Consider the following 15,949-nt stretch of genomic DNA (forward strand, 5'->3'; position numbering starts at 1 on the left):
CATGACCGTGATGAACGCATTGCAGGACTTTTTCACCCGCGAGACCCCGCGCATGACGGCGCTGGCCGACAAGATATGGTCGCTGGCCGAGCTGCGCTACGCCGAGGCCTCCTCGGCCCAGCTGCACATCGATGCCCTGGCCAGTGCGGGCTTTCGCATCACGCGCAACGTCGCCGGCATCCCCACGGCCTTCATGGCCGAATGGGGCGATGCCGGCCCGGCCGTGGCGTTTCTGGGCGAATACGACGCCTTGTCGGGCCTGAACCAGCAAAGCGGCGCCCTGGTCTGCACGCCTTCGGTGGACAGCCCGGGCCTGGCCGGCCACGGCTGCGGCCACCACCTGCTGGGCACTTCAGCCCACTTCGCGGCGATTGCGCTGCAAGCCCATCTGCAGGCCAGCGGCCAGAAAGCCCGCGTACGCTACTACGGCTGCCCGGCCGAAGAAGGCGGCTCGGGCAAGACTTTCATGGCCCGCGCCGGCGTGTTCGACGATGTGGACGCGGCCCTGACCTGGCACCCGGCCAGCTTCACCGCCGTGTTCAGCCAGAACACGCTGGCCAACATCCAGGCCAAGTTTGTCTTCCACGGCAAGGCCTCGCATGCCGCGCATTCGCCCCATCTGGGCCGCAGCGCGCTGGACGCCGTCGAGCTGATGAACGTGGGCGTGAACTACCTGCGCGAGCACATGCCTTCGGACGCGCGCGTGCACTACGCCGTGACCGACTCAGGCGGCATGTCGCCCAACGTGGTCCAGGCCCGCGCCGAGTCGCTGTACCTGATCCGCGCGGCGCGCAACCACGAAGCCGCCGAGCTGTACGAGCGCGTGAAGAACATCGCCCGCGGCGCGGCGCTGATGACCGACTGCAAAGTCGATATCGTGTTTGACAAGGCCTGCTCCAACCTGCTGCAGAACACCACGCTCAACCAGGTGCTGTACGCGCAGATGCAGGCCCTGGGCAAGCTGCAGCTGGACGAGCGGCAACAAAAGCTGGCCGGCGACTTCCAGGCCACGCTCGACCAGAACGATCTGGACTCCGTCAGCCGGCCGCTGGCCAGCGTGCTGCGCGGCAAGGTGCCGGCGGTGTTCGAAGGCATCGCGCCCTACAACCCCGACGCGCAGGAAACCATGTTCGGCTCGACCGACGTGGCCGATGTCAGCTGGATCACGCCCACGGTCCAGGCCTGGGTGGCCTGCTATGCGTTCGGCACGCCGCTGCATTCCTGGCAGATGGTCTCCCAAGGCCAGTCGGCCCTGGCCCACACCGGCATGGTGCGCGCCGCCCAGATCCTCACCGCCACCGCCGTGGAGCTGATACAGAACCCGCAGCTGATCGCGGCCGCCAAGGCCGAACTGCTGCAGCGCCGCCAGGGCAAGCCCTACGAGTGCCCCATTCCAGCCGACGTGCCGCTGCCGTTCCTGCGCAAGTAAGGTCCCGTGCGCCATCTCGGTGCACGGGGATGGCCGGGCCACGCCAAGAAGAGGCATGCTTCTTGCTTGATGTCGACCATGAAGCACGCACTGCGCATTGTGGTCATCATCCCCGACATGGCGCTCGGGGATGACCAGGAAGAGCACGTTCAACAGCAGTTGGAACGCTCGCGTTCGCTGCGCATGGGCCTGCTCCAAGCCCAGTACGACGTGGTCGCCACGCTGCCCGCTGACGTCTTTCTGAGCGAGCGCATCGCCCAGCTGCGCCCCGACCTGATCATCGTCGACGCGGAAAGCGAAGCCCGCGATGCGCTCGAACATGTGGTCGTGGCCACGCGCGACGAGCGCCGCCCCATCGTGCTGTTCACCAACGACCAGGACACCAGCCATGTGCCCGATGCCGTCGCGGCCGGAGTCTGCGCCTATATCGTGGAAGGCCTGGCCCCGCAACGCATCCGCCCCATCCTGCAGGTGGCGATGGCGCGTTTTCGGCACGAGGAGTCGCTGCGCGCCGAGCTCAAGGATGCGCGCGATGAACTCAAGGACCGCAAGACCATAGACCGCGCCAAGGGCATTCTGATGCAGCGCCAGGCGCTCTCGGAAAAGGACGCCTATGACAAGCTGCGCAAGCTGGCCATGGACAAAGGCATCAAGATGGTGCAAATCGCCCAGCGCATGATCGATGCGGCCGAATTGCTGGGCTGATTCAGGGCCCGCGCACCAAAAAGCGCAGGCCTGCGCGGCGCGCATGACGCTTTCCCCAAGGCACACACCACTGCAACACCCTGGCACCGAACTTGCTTATCCCACACTAAGGTCAACGAAGACCTGACCGACACGCAGCCACCGACGGATTTGCTTGTCACCGGACAAAGGCGTCCCCATCCCTGCGCACCAGCCCCCGCTGTTGCGCACCGATGCGGACGCCTTTTTTATTTGCCAACTATTCAGCGAGATTGCATATGCCCGACCTGATGAAAAACGGCCTCCAACGCCGCACCGTATTGCAAGCCGCGACCGTGGGTGCGGTGGGTCTCGCGCCGGGAATGCGCGCACTGGTGCATGCCCAGGGCTCGGATGCCCCCGAGAAAAAAGAAGTCCGGATAGGCTTCATTCCGCTCACCGACTGCGCCAGCATCGTGATGGCCTCGGTGCTGGGCATAGACAAGAAATACGGCGTCAAGATCATCCCCACCAAGGAAGCCAGCTGGGCCGGCGTGCGCGACAAGCTGGTCAACGGCGAACTGGACTTCGCCCATGTGCTGTACGGCCTGGTCTACGGCGTGCATCTGGGCATTGGCGGGCCCAGGAAGGACATGGCCGTGCTGATGAACCTGAACAACAACGGCCAGGCCATCACCCTGGCCAAGAAGCTGGCCGACCAAGGCGCGGTCAACGGTGCCGAACTGGCCAAGCTGATGGGGCGTGAAAAGCGCGAATACACCTTCGCCCAGACCTTCCCCACGGGCACGCATGCCATGTGGCTGTATTACTGGCTGGCGGCCCACGGCATCAACCCCATGAAGGACGCCAAGGTGATCACCGTGCCACCGCCGCAAATGGTGGCCAATATGCGGGTGGGCAATATGGACGGCTTCTGCGTGGGCGAACCCTGGAACCACCGCGCCATCATGGACGGCATTGGCGTGACGGCCGCGACCACCCAGGAGATCTGGAAGGATCACCCGGAAAAAGTGCTGGGCGCCACGTCGGAGTTCGTGCAGAAGTACCCCAACACCGCGCGCGCCGTGACGGCCGCCATCCTGGAAGCGGGCCGCTGGATCGATGCCAGCCTGGCCAACAAGAACCAGATGGCCGAAACCATCGCCGCCAAGTCCTATGTGAACACCAGCGTCGATGCCATCAACCAGCGCATCCTGGGCCGCTACCAGAACGGCATGGGCAAGACCTGGGACGACCCGGACCACATGAAGTTCTACAACGGCGGCGCCGTGAACTTCCCCTACCTCTCGGACGGCATGTGGTTTCTGACCCAGCACAAGCGCTGGGGCCTGCTCAAGGACCACCCCGACTACCTGGCCGTGGCCAAGTCCATCAACCGCATCGATGTCTACAAGCAGGCGGCCGCGGCCTCGAACACGCCGCTACCCAAGAGCGACATGCGCAGCAGCAAGCTCGTCGATGGCGTCGTCTGGAACGGCGCCGACCCGAAGAAATACGCCGACAGCTTTGCCATCAAGGCCTGACCCCTCCGGAAGCACGCACGATGAACACGCCCACTTTGTCGCCCCCCGCCCTGGGCCCCCGCCCGGCGGCCATGGAACACGCAGCAACCGTTGCGCCGACGACCCGCCCTGCCCTCGCCCCCACCGTCGCGACGCCGCGGCCCGGCAGCCTGCGCCTGCTGGCGCAACGCTGGGTCAAGGCCGCCGTCCCGCCTTTGCTGGGCATGGCCTTGCTGGTGCTGGTCTGGGCCGGCATTGCCATGGCCACCGACCACCGCATTCCCGGCCCGGCCGCGACCTGGGAGCAAGCCCTCAAGCTGTTCAGCGACCCGTTCTACAGCAACGGGCCCAACGACCAGGGCGTGGGCTGGAACGTGCTGGCCTCGCTGGAACGCGTGGCCATAGGCTTCGGCCTGGCGGCGCTGGTGGGCATTCCCGCGGGCTTTGTGATCGGCCGCTTCAAATTCCTGGCCCAGATGTTCAACCCCATCATCAGCCTGCTCAAGCCGGTCTCGCCCCTGGCCTGGCTGCCCATAGGCCTGCTGGTCTTCAAGGGCGCGAACCCGGCGGCCATCTGGACCATCTTCATCTGCTCGATCTGGCCCATGGTGATCAACACCGCCATCGGCGTGCAGCGCGTGCCCCAGGACTACATGAACGTGGCCCGCGTGCTCAACCTGTCGGAATGGAAGATCGCCACCAAGATCCTGCTGCCCTCGGTGCTGCCCTACATGCTCACCGGCGTGCGCCTGGCCGTGGGCACGGCCTGGCTGGTGATCGTCGCGGCCGAGATGCTGACCGGCGGCGTGGGCATAGGCTTCTGGGTCTGGGACGAATGGAACAACCTCAACGTCATGAACATCATCATCGCCATCGGCGTGATCGGCGTGGTGGGCCTGGCGCTGGAGCTGCTGCTGGTGCAAGTCGCCAAGGCTTTTACATATGAAGAGGTGAAATCATGAACGACCGATTCATCGAACTGCAAGGCATTTCCCAGAGCTTCAAGACGGCCAAGGGGCTGTTCCTGGCGCTGGACAACATCGACCTGCGCATTGCCAAAGGCGATTTCGTGGCCTTGATCGGGCATTCGGGCTGCGGCAAGTCCACGCTGCTCAACCTGATCGCCGGCCTGACCACGCCCACCAGCGGCGTGCTGCTGTGCGCCAACCGCGAAATCCAGGGCCCGGCCCCCGAGCGCGCCGTCGTCTTCCAGAACCACTCGCTGCTGCCCTGGCTGACCTGCTACGAAAACGTCTACCTCGCCGTGGAGCGGGTGTTTGCCAAGGCCGAGAAAAAGGCCCAGTTGCAACAGCGCACGGACGCGGCCCTGGCGCTGGTGGGCCTGGGCCATGCGCGCGACAAGCGCCCCGGCGAAATCTCGGGCGGCATGAAGCAGCGCGTAGGCATCGCCCGCGCCCTGTCGATGGAGCCCCAGGTGCTGCTCATGGACGAGCCTTTCGGCGCGCTCGACGCCCTCACCCGCGCCAAGCTGCAGGACGAGTTGCTGGACATCGTCGCGCGCACGCGCAGCACGGTGGTGATGGTGACCCACGACGTGGACGAAGCCGTGCTGCTGTCCGACAAGATCGTGATGATGACCAACGGCCCCGCGGCCCATATCGGCGAAGTGCTGGCCGTCGACATCGCCCGGCCGCGCCAACGCGTGGCCCTGGCCGAAGACCCGGAATACCTGCGCTGCCGCAAGGCCGTGATGGACTTCCTCTACACCCGTCAGTCGCACGTGGAAAAAACCGCTTGAGCACAGCGCCCGCCCCGGGCCGGTATATTCAGGCACAGGCCCCGCAGCGCACGCTGACGGGGCGCCTTCAAAGTACCCCCGCTGCCGCCCATGAAAACCATTGACGAGATGCTCCATCTCGACCTGCTCACCACCGAACAACACCAGCAGATCGGCGCCTGGATTGCGCAAGCCGACACCCCCGACGATATTCTGAAGATGCCCGCCCCCCTCTGGACGGCCGTGGAGCGCGCCAGCGAAGTCATGCGCCTGGACGAAGACTTCCTGCGCCCGCCCGCGCTGGATGCCGGGGACGCAGTCCTGCCCTAGGCCGGCGCACCGTGACGGCCCGGCTCCCGCCGGTTCGCACCCGAATGTGGCACTGCACTCACCATCTCAGTGCACGCCCCTCCCCCACGCTCCACAGCCATTCATAGCCGAGCCGGCGCAAAGCTGGCCCGCAAATTGCTCTACCCCATTCGTGGCCATTGAAGGTCACAGGGTTTCGGTGCAACGTTGGACCTGAACCTATGACGAAGGCGTCTTTCCCCGCAGCTTGGCTGCGCCGGGACAGACGCCTTTTTTGCTTTCAGAACTGCCCACGGAAGACATAGATGAAGAAATCCAAACTGGTCATGGTCGGCAACGGGATGGCGGGCGTGCGCGCTCTGGAAGAGCTGCTCAAGCTGGCGCCCGATCTGTACGACATCACGGTGTTCGGCAGCGAGCCGCACCCCAACTACAACCGCATCCTGCTGTCGCCCGTGCTCGCGGGTGAGCAGACGCTGGAAGAGATCGTTCTCAACGACTGGGACTGGTACACCGACAACCACATCACGCTGCATGCGGGCTATACGGTCACCAGCATCAACCGCCAGACGCGCACCGTGCACGCCGTGAATGCCGCTGGCGAGGAAGTGAGCGCGCCTTACGACCGGCTGATCATGGCCACGGGCTCCAACGCCTTCATCCTGCCCATTCCCGGCAGCGACCTGCAAGGCGTGCTGGGCTACCGCGACATCGCCGACACCCAGGCCATGATCGACGCAGCCACGCAATATGAGCAGGCCGTGGTCATCGGCGGCGGCCTGCTGGGCCTGGAAGCCGCCAACGGGCTGATGAAGCGCGGCATGCAGGTCACCGTGGTGCATGTGGGCGACTGGCTGATGGAACGCCAGCTCGACGAAGCCGCGGCCCAGCTGCTGCGCCAATCGCTGCAAGCGCGCGGCATGCAATTCCTCATGGGCGCGCAGACGCAGGCGCTGCTGGCCGATGACGCCGGGCGCGTGCGCGCCGTGCGCTTCAAGGACGGCAGCGAAGTGCCGGCGCAGCTGGTGGTGATGGCCGTGGGCATACGCCCCAATACCGCGCTGGCCGAATCCGCGCGCCTGTACATCAATCGCGGCATCGTGGTGCACGACAGCATGCAGACCACCACCGACCCGCGCATCTACGCCGTGGGCGAGTGCGCGGCCCACCGCGGCATTGCCTACGGCCTGGTCGCACCGCTGTTCGAGCAGGGCAAGGTGCTCGCCAACCACCTGGCCGAGCTGGGCATCAGCCGCTACCTGGGCTCGGTCACCTCCACCAAGCTCAAGGTCACGGGCATAGACCTGTTCTCGGCAGGCAACTTCCAGGGCACGGGCGACACCGAGGAAATCGTGCTCAGCGACCCCATAGGCGGCGTCTACAAGAAGCTGGTGATCGCCAACGACAAGCTGGTCGGCGCCTGCCTCTACGGCGACACCGTCGACGGCAGCTGGTACTTCAAGCTGCTGCGCGACGGCAGCAGCATCGCCGGCATACGCGACCGGCTGATGTTCGGCGAATCCAACATCGGCGACAGCGGCCACGCCGGCCACAACAAGGCCGCCGCCATGGCCGACAGCGACGAAGTCTGCGGCTGCAACGGCATCACCAAGGGCCGCATCTGCAAGGCCATCAAGGAGCAAGGCCTGTTCACACTGGAGGACGTGCGCAAGCACACCAAGGCCAGCGCCAGCTGCGGCTCCTGCACCGGCCTGGTGGAGCAGATCATCATGTTCACCGCGGGCGGCGACTACTCCAGCACGCCCAAGACGAAAGCCATGTGCAGCTGCACCGACCACGGCCACCAGGCCGTGCGCGACACCATTCGCGGCCACAAGCTGCTGAGCATCGCCGAGGTCTACCGCTTCATGGAATGGCGCACGCCCAACGGCTGCGCCAGCTGCCGCCCGGCCATCAACTACTACCTGATCAGCACCTGGCCCAAGGAGGCCAAGGACGACCCGCAAAGCCGCTTCATCAACGAGCGCAGCCACGCCAACATCCAGAAAGACGGCACCTACAGCGTCATCCCGCGCATGTGGGGCGGAGAGACCACGGCCGACGAGCTGCGCCGCATCGCCAATGCCGTCGACAAATACCAGATCCCCACGGTCAAGGTCACGGGCGGCCAGCGCATCGATCTGCTGGGCGTGAAGAAGGAAGATCTGGTCAACGTCTGGCGCGACATCGGCATGCCCAGCGGCCATGCGTACGCCAAGGCCTTGCGCACCGTCAAGACCTGCGTGGGCTCGGAATGGTGCCGCATGGGCACGCAGGACAGCACGCAAATGGGCAAGGACCTGGAGCGCGCCATGTGGCGCATGTACGCACCGCACAAGGTCAAGTTCGCCGTCTCGGGCTGCCCGCGCAACTGCGCCGAAAGCGGCATCAAGGACGTGGGCGTGATCGGCGTGGACAGCGGCTGGGAGCTGCACATCGCGGGCAACGGCGGCATCAAGACCGAAGTCGCCCACTACTTCACCAAGGTCAAGACCGCCGCCGAAGTGCTGGAGTACACGGGCGCCTTCATGCAGCTGTACCGCGAGGAAGGCTGGTACCTGGAGCGCACCGTGCACTACGTCAACCGCGTGGGCCTGGACTACGTCAAGCAACGCATTCTCGAAGACCACGCGGGCCGGGCCGAGCTCTGGGAGCGCCTGCAGTTCGCGCTCGACGGCGAGCCCGATCCCTGGTTCGAGCTGCAGAAAGCCGCCGTCGACGAGCGCCAGTTCAGCCCCGTCGCCCAGATTGCCGCCACCACCGCCCTGCCCGCCTGAGAGGAACCCCCATGTCCGACTGGATCCACATCTGCCAACTCAACGACATCCCGCCGCTGGGCGCGCGCCGCGTGGCCCGCGCCAGCGGCATGGACGTCGCCATTTTTCGCGACGAGACCGACGGCCTGTTTGCCCTGCTCGACCGCTGCCCGCACAAGGGCGGGCCGCTGTCCCAAGGCATCGTGCTGGGCAATCGCGTGGCCTGTCCGCTGCACAACTGGACCATAGGCTGCGACGGCCAGGCCGCGGCCCCGGACGAAGGCTGCACGCCCAGCTTTCGCCTGAAAGTCGAGGACGGACAGGTCTATCTCGACGCCCAGGAGCTGGCCACCCACGCCACCACCCAGACCCGGCCCATCGCCGGCCCCGCCTCGCACCGGGCCGCCTGCACCGCCAGCTGAAAGTTGCCCATGCCCGCCTCCCCTGTCACTGAAACCCGTTCCACCTGCCCTTACTGCGGCGTCGGCTGTGGCGTGATCATCGAAGCGCAGGCCGGCCAGATCACGGGCGTGCGCGGCGATCCGCTGCACCCGGCCAATTTCGGCAAGCTGTGCACCAAGGGCAGCACGCTGCACCTCACGGCCGCAGCCGAAGTGACGCGCCAGACGCGGCTGCTGCAGCCCATGCAGCGCCTGCATCGCGGGGCAGCGCCCGTCCCGGTCAGCTGGGATGCGGCGCTCGACACGGCCAGCAACCAGCTGCGCCAGATCCTCACCGACCACGGCCCCAACGCCCTGGGCTTCTACCTCAGCGGCCAACTGCTCACCGAGGACTATTACGCCTTCAACAAGCTGGTCAAAGGCCTGCTGGGCAGCAACAACCTCGACACCAATTCGCGCCTGTGCATGAGCAGCGCCGTGGCTGGCTACAAAGCCACGCTGGGCGCCGACGCGCCGCCGGCCTGCTATGAAGACCTCGAACTCGCGCAATGCGTGTTCCTGGTCGGCAGCAACGCCGCCTGGGCGCACCCCATCCTGTTCCGGCGACTGGAAGCCGCCAAGGCCGCGAACCCGACGATGAAAATCATCGTCGCCGACCCGCGCCGCACCGACACCGCCTCCCTCGCCGACCTCTACCTGCCGGTCGCTCCCGGCACCGATGTGCTCATGTTCCACGGCATGCTGCACATCATGCTGTGGGAAGGCTGGATTGACACCGCCTACATCGCCGCCCACACCACGGGCTTCGACGCCGTCAAGGCCTTGGTGCGCACGGCCACGCCCGAGCGCGTGGCCCAGGAATGCGGTATCCGCGAGCAGGACCTGCTACAGGCCAGCCGCTGGTTCGCGCAGTCGCCCGCCACGCTGAGCCTCTACTGCCAAGGCCTGAACCAGAGCAGCAGCGGCACGGCCAAGAACGCGGCCCTGATTCAACTGCACCTGGCCACGGGCCAGATCGGCAAGCCCGGCGCCGGACCGCTGTCGCTCACCGGCCAGCCCAATGCCATGGGCGGGCGCGAAGTCGGCGGCATGGCCAATCTTCTCAGCGCCCACCGCGACCTGGCCAACGCCGAACACCGCGCCGAAGTCGCCGCGCTGTGGGGCGTAGCGGACATCCCGGCCCAGCCCGGCAAGACCGCCGTGGAAATGTTCGAAGCCGCAGCCGACGGCGAAATCAAGGCCTTGTGGATCGCCTGCACCAACCCGGCCCAGAGCATGCCCGACCAGCGCATGGTGCAACGCGCGCTGGAACGCGCCGAGCTGGTCGTCGTGCAGGAAGCTTTCGCGAACACCGAAACCTGCGCCTATGCCGACATCCTGCTGCCCGCCACCACCTGGGGCGAGAAAATTGGCACCGTGACCAACAGCGAACGCCGTATTTCCCGGGTGCGCGCGGCCGTCCCAGCCCCCGGTGCCGCCCGCCACGACTGGCAGATCGCCGTGCAGCTGGCCCAGCGCCTCGAGCCCCAGCTGCGCCCCGGCCTGCCCACGCTGTTCCCCTACCCGCTGCAGCCGGCCAGCGCAGGCGCCCAGGCCCTGTGGGAAGAGCACCGCGCCAGCACGGCCGGGCGCGATCTGGACATCACCGGCCTGTCGTGGGAACTGCTGGATGCCTCCGGCCCCCAGCAATGGCCCATGCCCACGGGCGCCACGCAAGGCCAGGCGCGCCTGTACGCAGACGGCCTCTTCCCCACGGTGGACGGCAAGGCCCGCTTCAGCGCCACGCCTTACCAACCGCTGGCCGAACCCGTAGACGCGCGCTACCCGTTCAGCCTCACCACCGGCCGACTGCGCGACCAATGGCATGGCATGAGCCGCACCGGCACGCTGGGCCGGCTGTTCGGCCATGTCGCCGAGCCGCGCCTGCACATGCACCCTCAGGACATGGAACGCCGCGGCTTCCAGGACGGCGAACTGGTGCAGGTCAGCAGCCGGCGCGGCGCCCTGCTGGTGCCCCTGCAAGCCGATGCGCAACTCAGCCCCACGCGGCTGTTCATGGCCATGCACTGGGGCAGCGAATTCCTCAGCGGCCGCGCCGCGGACGGCCAGCGCCTGCTGGGCATCAACGCCCTGACCCAGCCGGCCTTCTGCCCCACATCCAAACAGCCCGAACTCAAGCACACGGCCGTCAAGCTGCAAAAAACCCAGCTGCCCTGGACCTTGCTGGGCATGGCCTGGCTGCCCGCCGAGGAAGTGCTGAGCGTGCGGCGCGCCCTGTCCGCGCTGATGGCGCATTTTGAGTTCGCCACCTGCGTGCCCTTCAGCAACCAGGTGCCCTTGAGCGCGGCCGAGCAAACGCGCAGCGGCGTGCTGCTGCGCGCCGCCGCGTCCGCGCCGCCGTCGGAAGAAGTGCTGCAGCAAATCCAGCAACTGCTGGGCCTGCAAGGCCAGCAAGTCATACGCTATGAAGACAAAAAGCTGCAGCAAAGCCGGGCCCTGTACCTGCAGTACAACGCGCAAGGCGCGCTGCGCCTCGAAGGCCTGCTGCTCACCGGCGATACCGCGGCCGGCACGTGGCTGGCCGAACTGCTCACGCAAGAGCTGCCGCCGCCCCAACCCTCCCACCTGCTGCTGACCCAGGGCGCCCAGCCCCCCGCGGGTGCGCAGGCGCGCAGCCCCCAGGTCTGCAGCTGCATGAACGTCAACGCCGACAGCATCACCCGCACGCTGGGCGAATGCAGCGGCAGCGCCAGCGAACGCCTGGCCCAGCTGCAAACGCGCCTGGGCTGCGGCACGCAGTGCGGCTCCTGCATTCCCGAACTCAAACGCCATGTGCAGGCCACGGCCGGCACCCCAGCCACCACCCACGCCTGAGGCCCTCACCATGTCCACACTTTCCGCCTCCTCCCCCATGGGCCGCTGCACCTTGGTCGGCGCCGGCCCGGGCGACCCCGAGCTGCTGACCCTCAAGGCCCTCAAAGCCATTCAGGCCGCCACTGTGCTGCTGGTCGACGATCTGGTCAGCGAGGCCATCGTCGCCCTGGCCTCGCCAGGCGCGCGCCTCGTTGCCGTAGGCAAGCGCGGCGGCTGCCAGAGCACGCCCCAGGCCTTCATCGAGAAGCTCATCGTCACCAACGTGCTCGAAGGCGAGCAAGTGGTGCGCCTCAAGGGCGGCGACCCCTTCATCTTCGGCCGTGGCGGCGAAGAAGCCGAGCACCTGCGTGCCGCGGGGATTGAAGTGGAGGTGGTCAACGGCATTACCGCCGGCCTGGCCGGCATGACCCAGCTCGGCGCCCCCTTGACCCACCGCGACCACGCCCACGGCGTCATCTTCATCACCGGCCACACCCGCCCCGGCGCCCAGGCCACCGACTGGCAGCAACTCGCCGCCACGGCCCACGCGGCCCGGCTCACGCTGGTGATCTACATGGGAATGAAAGGCGTAGCCGACATCGCCAACGGCCTGCTGCAAGGCCTGCCCCCAGCAACGCCCGTGGCCGTGATCCAGAACGCCTCCCTGCCCCACCAACGCCATGCGATCGCGCGCCTCGACGAGCTGGTGACTGTCGTCGCCCAGGAAGGCCTGGGCAGCCCCAGCGTGCTGGTCGTAGGCCAGGTCGTGCGCTGCGCGCAGAGCTTTGCGCAGTGGCTGGACAGCGCGGACCTGGATGCGGCGCGGCACCAGGCCAGGGCGGCTTGAGCCGCGGGGCTGTCGATGCGGGGACGGCGGACTGGTTCAGGCTGGCTGCTGCACCTGCGGGACCGGCCCCTTGCCTGCAGCGACCCAAGACTGAAGCGAACCTGTAGCCAGCGCAAGCGTGGAGCCCTTCATAATCAAGCCCCCCACTTTTTCGACATGCCTGGCTTTCATTATGGATAAATTGTTGCTGCAGCAGCAGGTGCTGGAACGGCTTGCCGAGGACCTTCTGCAAGTCGAGCAGGCAGCGCGGGCGGCCCATGAAGCGGCGACTCACGAAGAAAACATCGCCGAAAACAAATACGACACATTGGGTCTCGAAGCCGCCTACCTGGCCACCGGCCAAGCGCGTCGCGCCGACGCCATCCGTCAGGCGATCGCCCATTGGCGCCAGTTCTACCCGCGCCCCTACGACGCCAGCAAAGGTATACAGCTCGGCGCGCTGGTCTGCCTGGTCGACTCCGACGACAAGCAGCAACAGATCTTTCTCGGCCCGGATGGGGGCAGCATGAAGTTGCTCAGCGGCGCTGAACTCGTTCAGGTCATCAGCAGCGAAGCCCCCTTGGGCAGGGCCATGCTGGGCAAGTGCGAGGGTGATGAGGTATCGATACAGGTCGCGCCAATCCGACTGCAGTTTGAGGTGCTGCGGGTTCATTGAGCCGCGCTGAACTGATCGGAAATTACTCGTCCCAACCCCTTGAGGACCGCTCCTGGACAGACCTGAAGCGGTCGGTTGTGCGCTCTGCTCAACTAATCAATGGACCGGGAGTTGCATATATCGCGTACGAGCTATATTGGTCACAAGCTGCAGTCTCGCCAGAACAAGCGTGCCGGGATTCTCGGAATCTTTGTGCCTGGACATTTGCACGGTGCATCGACCGCAAATTCCAACTGCAAGCCAATTCCAGAAGAAACCCGTGTCCAGGGTCTCCTGCGTTGTCCAGTTTATCCCGCAGGTTCTGCTGGATACCCTACTACAAGGGCTTCCCCAATGTACGCATTCAGTACCGGCTCACTAGCGTTGATCGTTGGAGCGTCTCTCAGCGCAGCGGCCGCCATGGCCCATCTGGCGTGCATAGTCATTGGCGCGCCAGCCTATCGATTCATGGGCGCAGGCGAGCGCATGGCTCGCGCCGTCGATGCCGGGCAACTGAGGCCGACCCTTGTCACGCTCGCAGTCACTGGTGTCCTCCTTGCTTGGGCCGCTTTTGCGCTCTCCGCCGCTGGAGTTGTGGAGCCGCTGCCACTTACCAAAGTCGCTTTGGTTGCAATCAGCACTGTCTACCTTGGCAGAGCGGTCGCTTTTCCGCTCATCAAACCGATTTTCCCTGAGAACTCAAACACCTTCTGGCTTGTCTCTTCGGGTATTTGCGGCCTCATTGGCTTGGTCCATGCATACGGCACAGTGTCGCTATGGCGCACGCTGTAATGCCGGATCTGCCTACGGCGGTCCGTTTAAGTCAAACCTCAATCAGCGGTCGGCGTTCTCGCGAGCAGATACGCGCCGGAAAAGAAGACCAGCGCGGACGCAAGAACGCCAACTGGAATGAGGTGCAGGACCGGCAGTAGTTCCGGTTTGAACCCGATGACCAATCCGAGCGGGAACCACCATAGAGTCAGTGCCAAATAAGTGAAAAAGGAGATGACCGGGTAGCGCAGAGTTCTGACATCCAGGAGCGCGCGCATCACCAACAGGACTGGTAGTGAAGCCGCGCCAAACGAGATGGCATGGAACGAGAAATTGACCGCATTCTCCGCCAGCAAGGGGGAGTTTGATTGCTCCATAAAGTTGACACGAGCCCACTCACCCACTGGAAGCAGTGCCAGTTGCGTAGCATCATGAAGGAACGATAGCGCCTTCCCTAGAAGGACCGAAAGAACTGGCGCGAGGAACGGTCTGGAGTTAATGAAGCTACGCAGTCGGTGCATAAATGAGCGCTAAAGAGTTAGGTAAATCACCACCCTACGATCGCATACCCAATCAGGGCTATCAAAGCGACGAAAGGCCAAAAAAGTGACGGTCAGACTTTGCCATGGAACTTAGTTTTGGCAGCAACGAATGCCACTTGCTCGTTGGTTAGCTGCATCGCTATAGCCTGCTAACCAGAGAGATCCACGTGACATGGCTAGCTGCTCTTGGCTTGCAACGCATCCGTCCGGTTCTGACCGATTGTGTGATTTCGGCGTTTCCTACGGAAACTGACCTTTGGTAGACATGGCGCGCTTGCCGGGTGTTGGCTTCCTGGCGCCGCGGTGAACTGGCGTTCTCGGCCAGAAGCTGAAGGTTGCACATACCAGTCGGTTGACCGTTTCAGGCTGAGAGCTGACGTAGGAGCTTCAACATCGAATGTCGGCGGCGATCAACAGCTGAACTTGATGGTCTCTGGCTGCAATCTCCAAGAATCGGCATTCAAGGATTCCTGCAGCCCTTGGCGGCGACCACCCCGACCCGGCCCCTTGACGACGATTCACCGTGCCTTCAGGCAAAATCCAGATGATCGGGGCAAGCCTGGCGTCAGGTCTGCCGGGAAGCCTACCTTGAAGAATGGAACAGTATCAATGGCACTGACGAAGAAGGGCGAGTTCTGGTACGGGACGACGTCCGGCGACACCCAAGCCGAGCTGCGCAGCTACAGCGTTGCGAATCGCCATGAGGCCGTCCGGTTTGCCTCGTCCAAATGCGATTGCGGGTGCCGGACTTTTGCGCTGCAGACAGATGAAGAAGCCGGCGTGGCAATCCGCACCTGCACCGACTGCGGGCAGGAACACCTGATGGGCGACAGCGCGGACTACGTTGAAAAGGCCGCCCCCGAGGCGCACGAGTGCGTGTGCGAGAACGAGGCGTTCGAGCTGATGTCCGGCGTCTGCGTGTACGAGGGCACACATGACGTGCGCTGGTACTACATCGCTTGCCGCTGCGTGGAATGCAATCTGGTTGGGGTCTTCGCAGACTGGAAGTGTGAAGCGGGTGATGCGGCGGCCTTCCTCGCCAAGGTATGAGCGCGCCCCCCCCCCCGCAGAGATCATGCTCACAGGCTCGAGCGGCCGAGGAGTGTCATGAGGTGGTCGGTGGACTTGGCTGTATCAATGACGGCAATCGCTGCAAAGCCGACGCCGGCATGTCAAAGGTGAACGACAGCAACAGGTCAGCACCGCCAATTGACCAACCGCGAGATCTGCCATTGCACCCGAGGGCACCCAGCCCTTGGTCGGCGGACGCAAGACCAATTCTGAAGGGCCGGTGCCGGAGGCGCAGCAGGCATTCGGCGGCGAATCCGTCCAACGACTGGTAATCGCAGCAGCGGTCGATGGGCAGCCGACCTTGGATGACGGCACCCAGCCTGGAGCACTCATTGCACCGAGCCTTCCAGACGACCGCTCCTGGCCGCGAGTGTGAAGTCATGCAGGATCCGGGAGGCGCCCTGCGCTTGCT

14 protein-coding genes are annotated in these 15,949 nt (G+C 65.2%); 13 read left to right on the forward strand and 1 reads right to left on the reverse strand.

Going from position 1 to position 15,949, the window contains the following annotated elements:
• Window position 1 precedes the first annotated feature (1 nt).
• The 12 genes from N0K08_RS16950 (at window position 2) to N0K08_RS17005 (ending at window position 13,945) form a co-directional block, all read left to right on the forward strand.
• Window positions 2-1,429 carry a M20 family metallopeptidase gene (locus N0K08_RS16950; RefSeq protein ID WP_261501581.1) on the forward strand — a complete coding sequence of 476 codons (1,428 nt, stop codon included), beginning with the start codon at window positions 2-4 and terminating at the stop codon, window positions 1,427-1,429.
• A gap of 78 nt (window positions 1,430-1,507) precedes the next feature.
• Window positions 1,508-2,134, forward strand: a complete 627-nt coding sequence (locus N0K08_RS16955; protein WP_261501582.1) for an ANTAR domain-containing response regulator — start codon at window positions 1,508-1,510, stop codon at window positions 2,132-2,134.
• A gap of 257 nt (window positions 2,135-2,391) precedes the next feature.
• On the forward strand, window positions 2,392-3,636 hold the full coding sequence (locus N0K08_RS16960; protein WP_261501583.1) for a CmpA/NrtA family ABC transporter substrate-binding protein: 1,245 nt from the start codon (window positions 2,392-2,394) through the stop codon (window positions 3,634-3,636).
• 20 nt (window positions 3,637-3,656) lie between these two features.
• Complete coding sequence (gene ntrB / locus N0K08_RS16965; RefSeq protein WP_408642970.1) at window positions 3,657-4,577, forward strand: nitrate ABC transporter permease; 921 nt, start codon at window positions 3,657-3,659, stop codon at window positions 4,575-4,577.
• Window positions 4,574-5,374, forward strand: coding sequence for an ABC transporter ATP-binding protein (locus tag N0K08_RS16970; protein WP_261501584.1), 801 nt, complete (start codon window positions 4,574-4,576; stop codon window positions 5,372-5,374). The genes ntrB and N0K08_RS16970 overlap by 4 nt, the downstream gene beginning before the upstream one ends.
• 90 nt (window positions 5,375-5,464) lie before the next feature.
• On the forward strand, window positions 5,465-5,683 hold the full coding sequence (locus tag N0K08_RS16975; RefSeq protein ID WP_261501585.1) for a hypothetical protein: 219 nt from the start codon (window positions 5,465-5,467) through the stop codon (window positions 5,681-5,683).
• Window positions 5,684-5,967: 284 nt separating this feature from the next.
• Window positions 5,968-8,439 carry a nitrite reductase large subunit NirB gene (gene nirB / locus N0K08_RS16980; RefSeq protein ID WP_261501586.1) on the forward strand — a complete coding sequence of 824 codons (2,472 nt, stop codon included), beginning with the start codon at window positions 5,968-5,970 and terminating at the stop codon, window positions 8,437-8,439.
• 11 nt (window positions 8,440-8,450) lie between these two features.
• The gene (nirD, locus tag N0K08_RS16985; RefSeq protein ID WP_261501587.1) at window positions 8,451-8,840 is read left to right on the forward strand and encodes a nitrite reductase small subunit NirD; all 390 of its coding nucleotides are present in this window, start codon (window positions 8,451-8,453) and stop codon (window positions 8,838-8,840) included.
• Window positions 8,841-8,849: 9 nt separating this feature from the next.
• On the forward strand, window positions 8,850-11,693 hold the full coding sequence (locus N0K08_RS16990) for a nitrate reductase (RefSeq protein WP_261501588.1): 2,844 nt from the start codon (window positions 8,850-8,852) through the stop codon (window positions 11,691-11,693).
• Between the two features lie 10 nt (window positions 11,694-11,703).
• Complete coding sequence (gene cobA, locus N0K08_RS16995; protein WP_261501589.1) at window positions 11,704-12,519, forward strand: uroporphyrinogen-III C-methyltransferase; 816 nt, start codon at window positions 11,704-11,706, stop codon at window positions 12,517-12,519.
• Window positions 12,520-12,691: 172 nt separating this feature from the next.
• The gene (locus N0K08_RS17000; protein ID WP_261501590.1) at window positions 12,692-13,174 is read left to right on the forward strand and encodes a GreA/GreB family elongation factor; all 483 of its coding nucleotides are present in this window, start codon (window positions 12,692-12,694) and stop codon (window positions 13,172-13,174) included.
• A gap of 333 nt (window positions 13,175-13,507) precedes the next feature.
• Window positions 13,508-13,945 carry a hypothetical protein gene (locus N0K08_RS17005; protein WP_261501591.1) on the forward strand — a complete coding sequence of 146 codons (438 nt, stop codon included), beginning with the start codon at window positions 13,508-13,510 and terminating at the stop codon, window positions 13,943-13,945.
• 38 nt (window positions 13,946-13,983) lie between these two features.
• On the opposite strand, the gene N0K08_RS17010 is transcribed toward N0K08_RS17005, so the two are convergent.
• On the reverse strand, window positions 13,984-14,445 hold the full coding sequence (locus N0K08_RS17010) for a hypothetical protein (protein ID WP_261501592.1): 462 nt from the start codon (window positions 14,443-14,445) through the stop codon (window positions 13,984-13,986).
• Window positions 14,446-15,075: 630 nt separating this feature from the next.
• Here N0K08_RS17010 and N0K08_RS17015 point away from each other — a divergent pair.
• The gene (locus N0K08_RS17015; protein WP_261501593.1) at window positions 15,076-15,516 is read left to right on the forward strand and encodes a hypothetical protein; all 441 of its coding nucleotides are present in this window, start codon (window positions 15,076-15,078) and stop codon (window positions 15,514-15,516) included.
• Window positions 15,517-15,949: the final 433 nt, after the last annotated feature.

This window comes from Acidovorax bellezanensis, from assembly GCF_025421555.1.
GTDB lineage: Bacteria > Pseudomonadota > Gammaproteobacteria > Burkholderiales > Burkholderiaceae_C > Comamonas > Comamonas bellezanensis.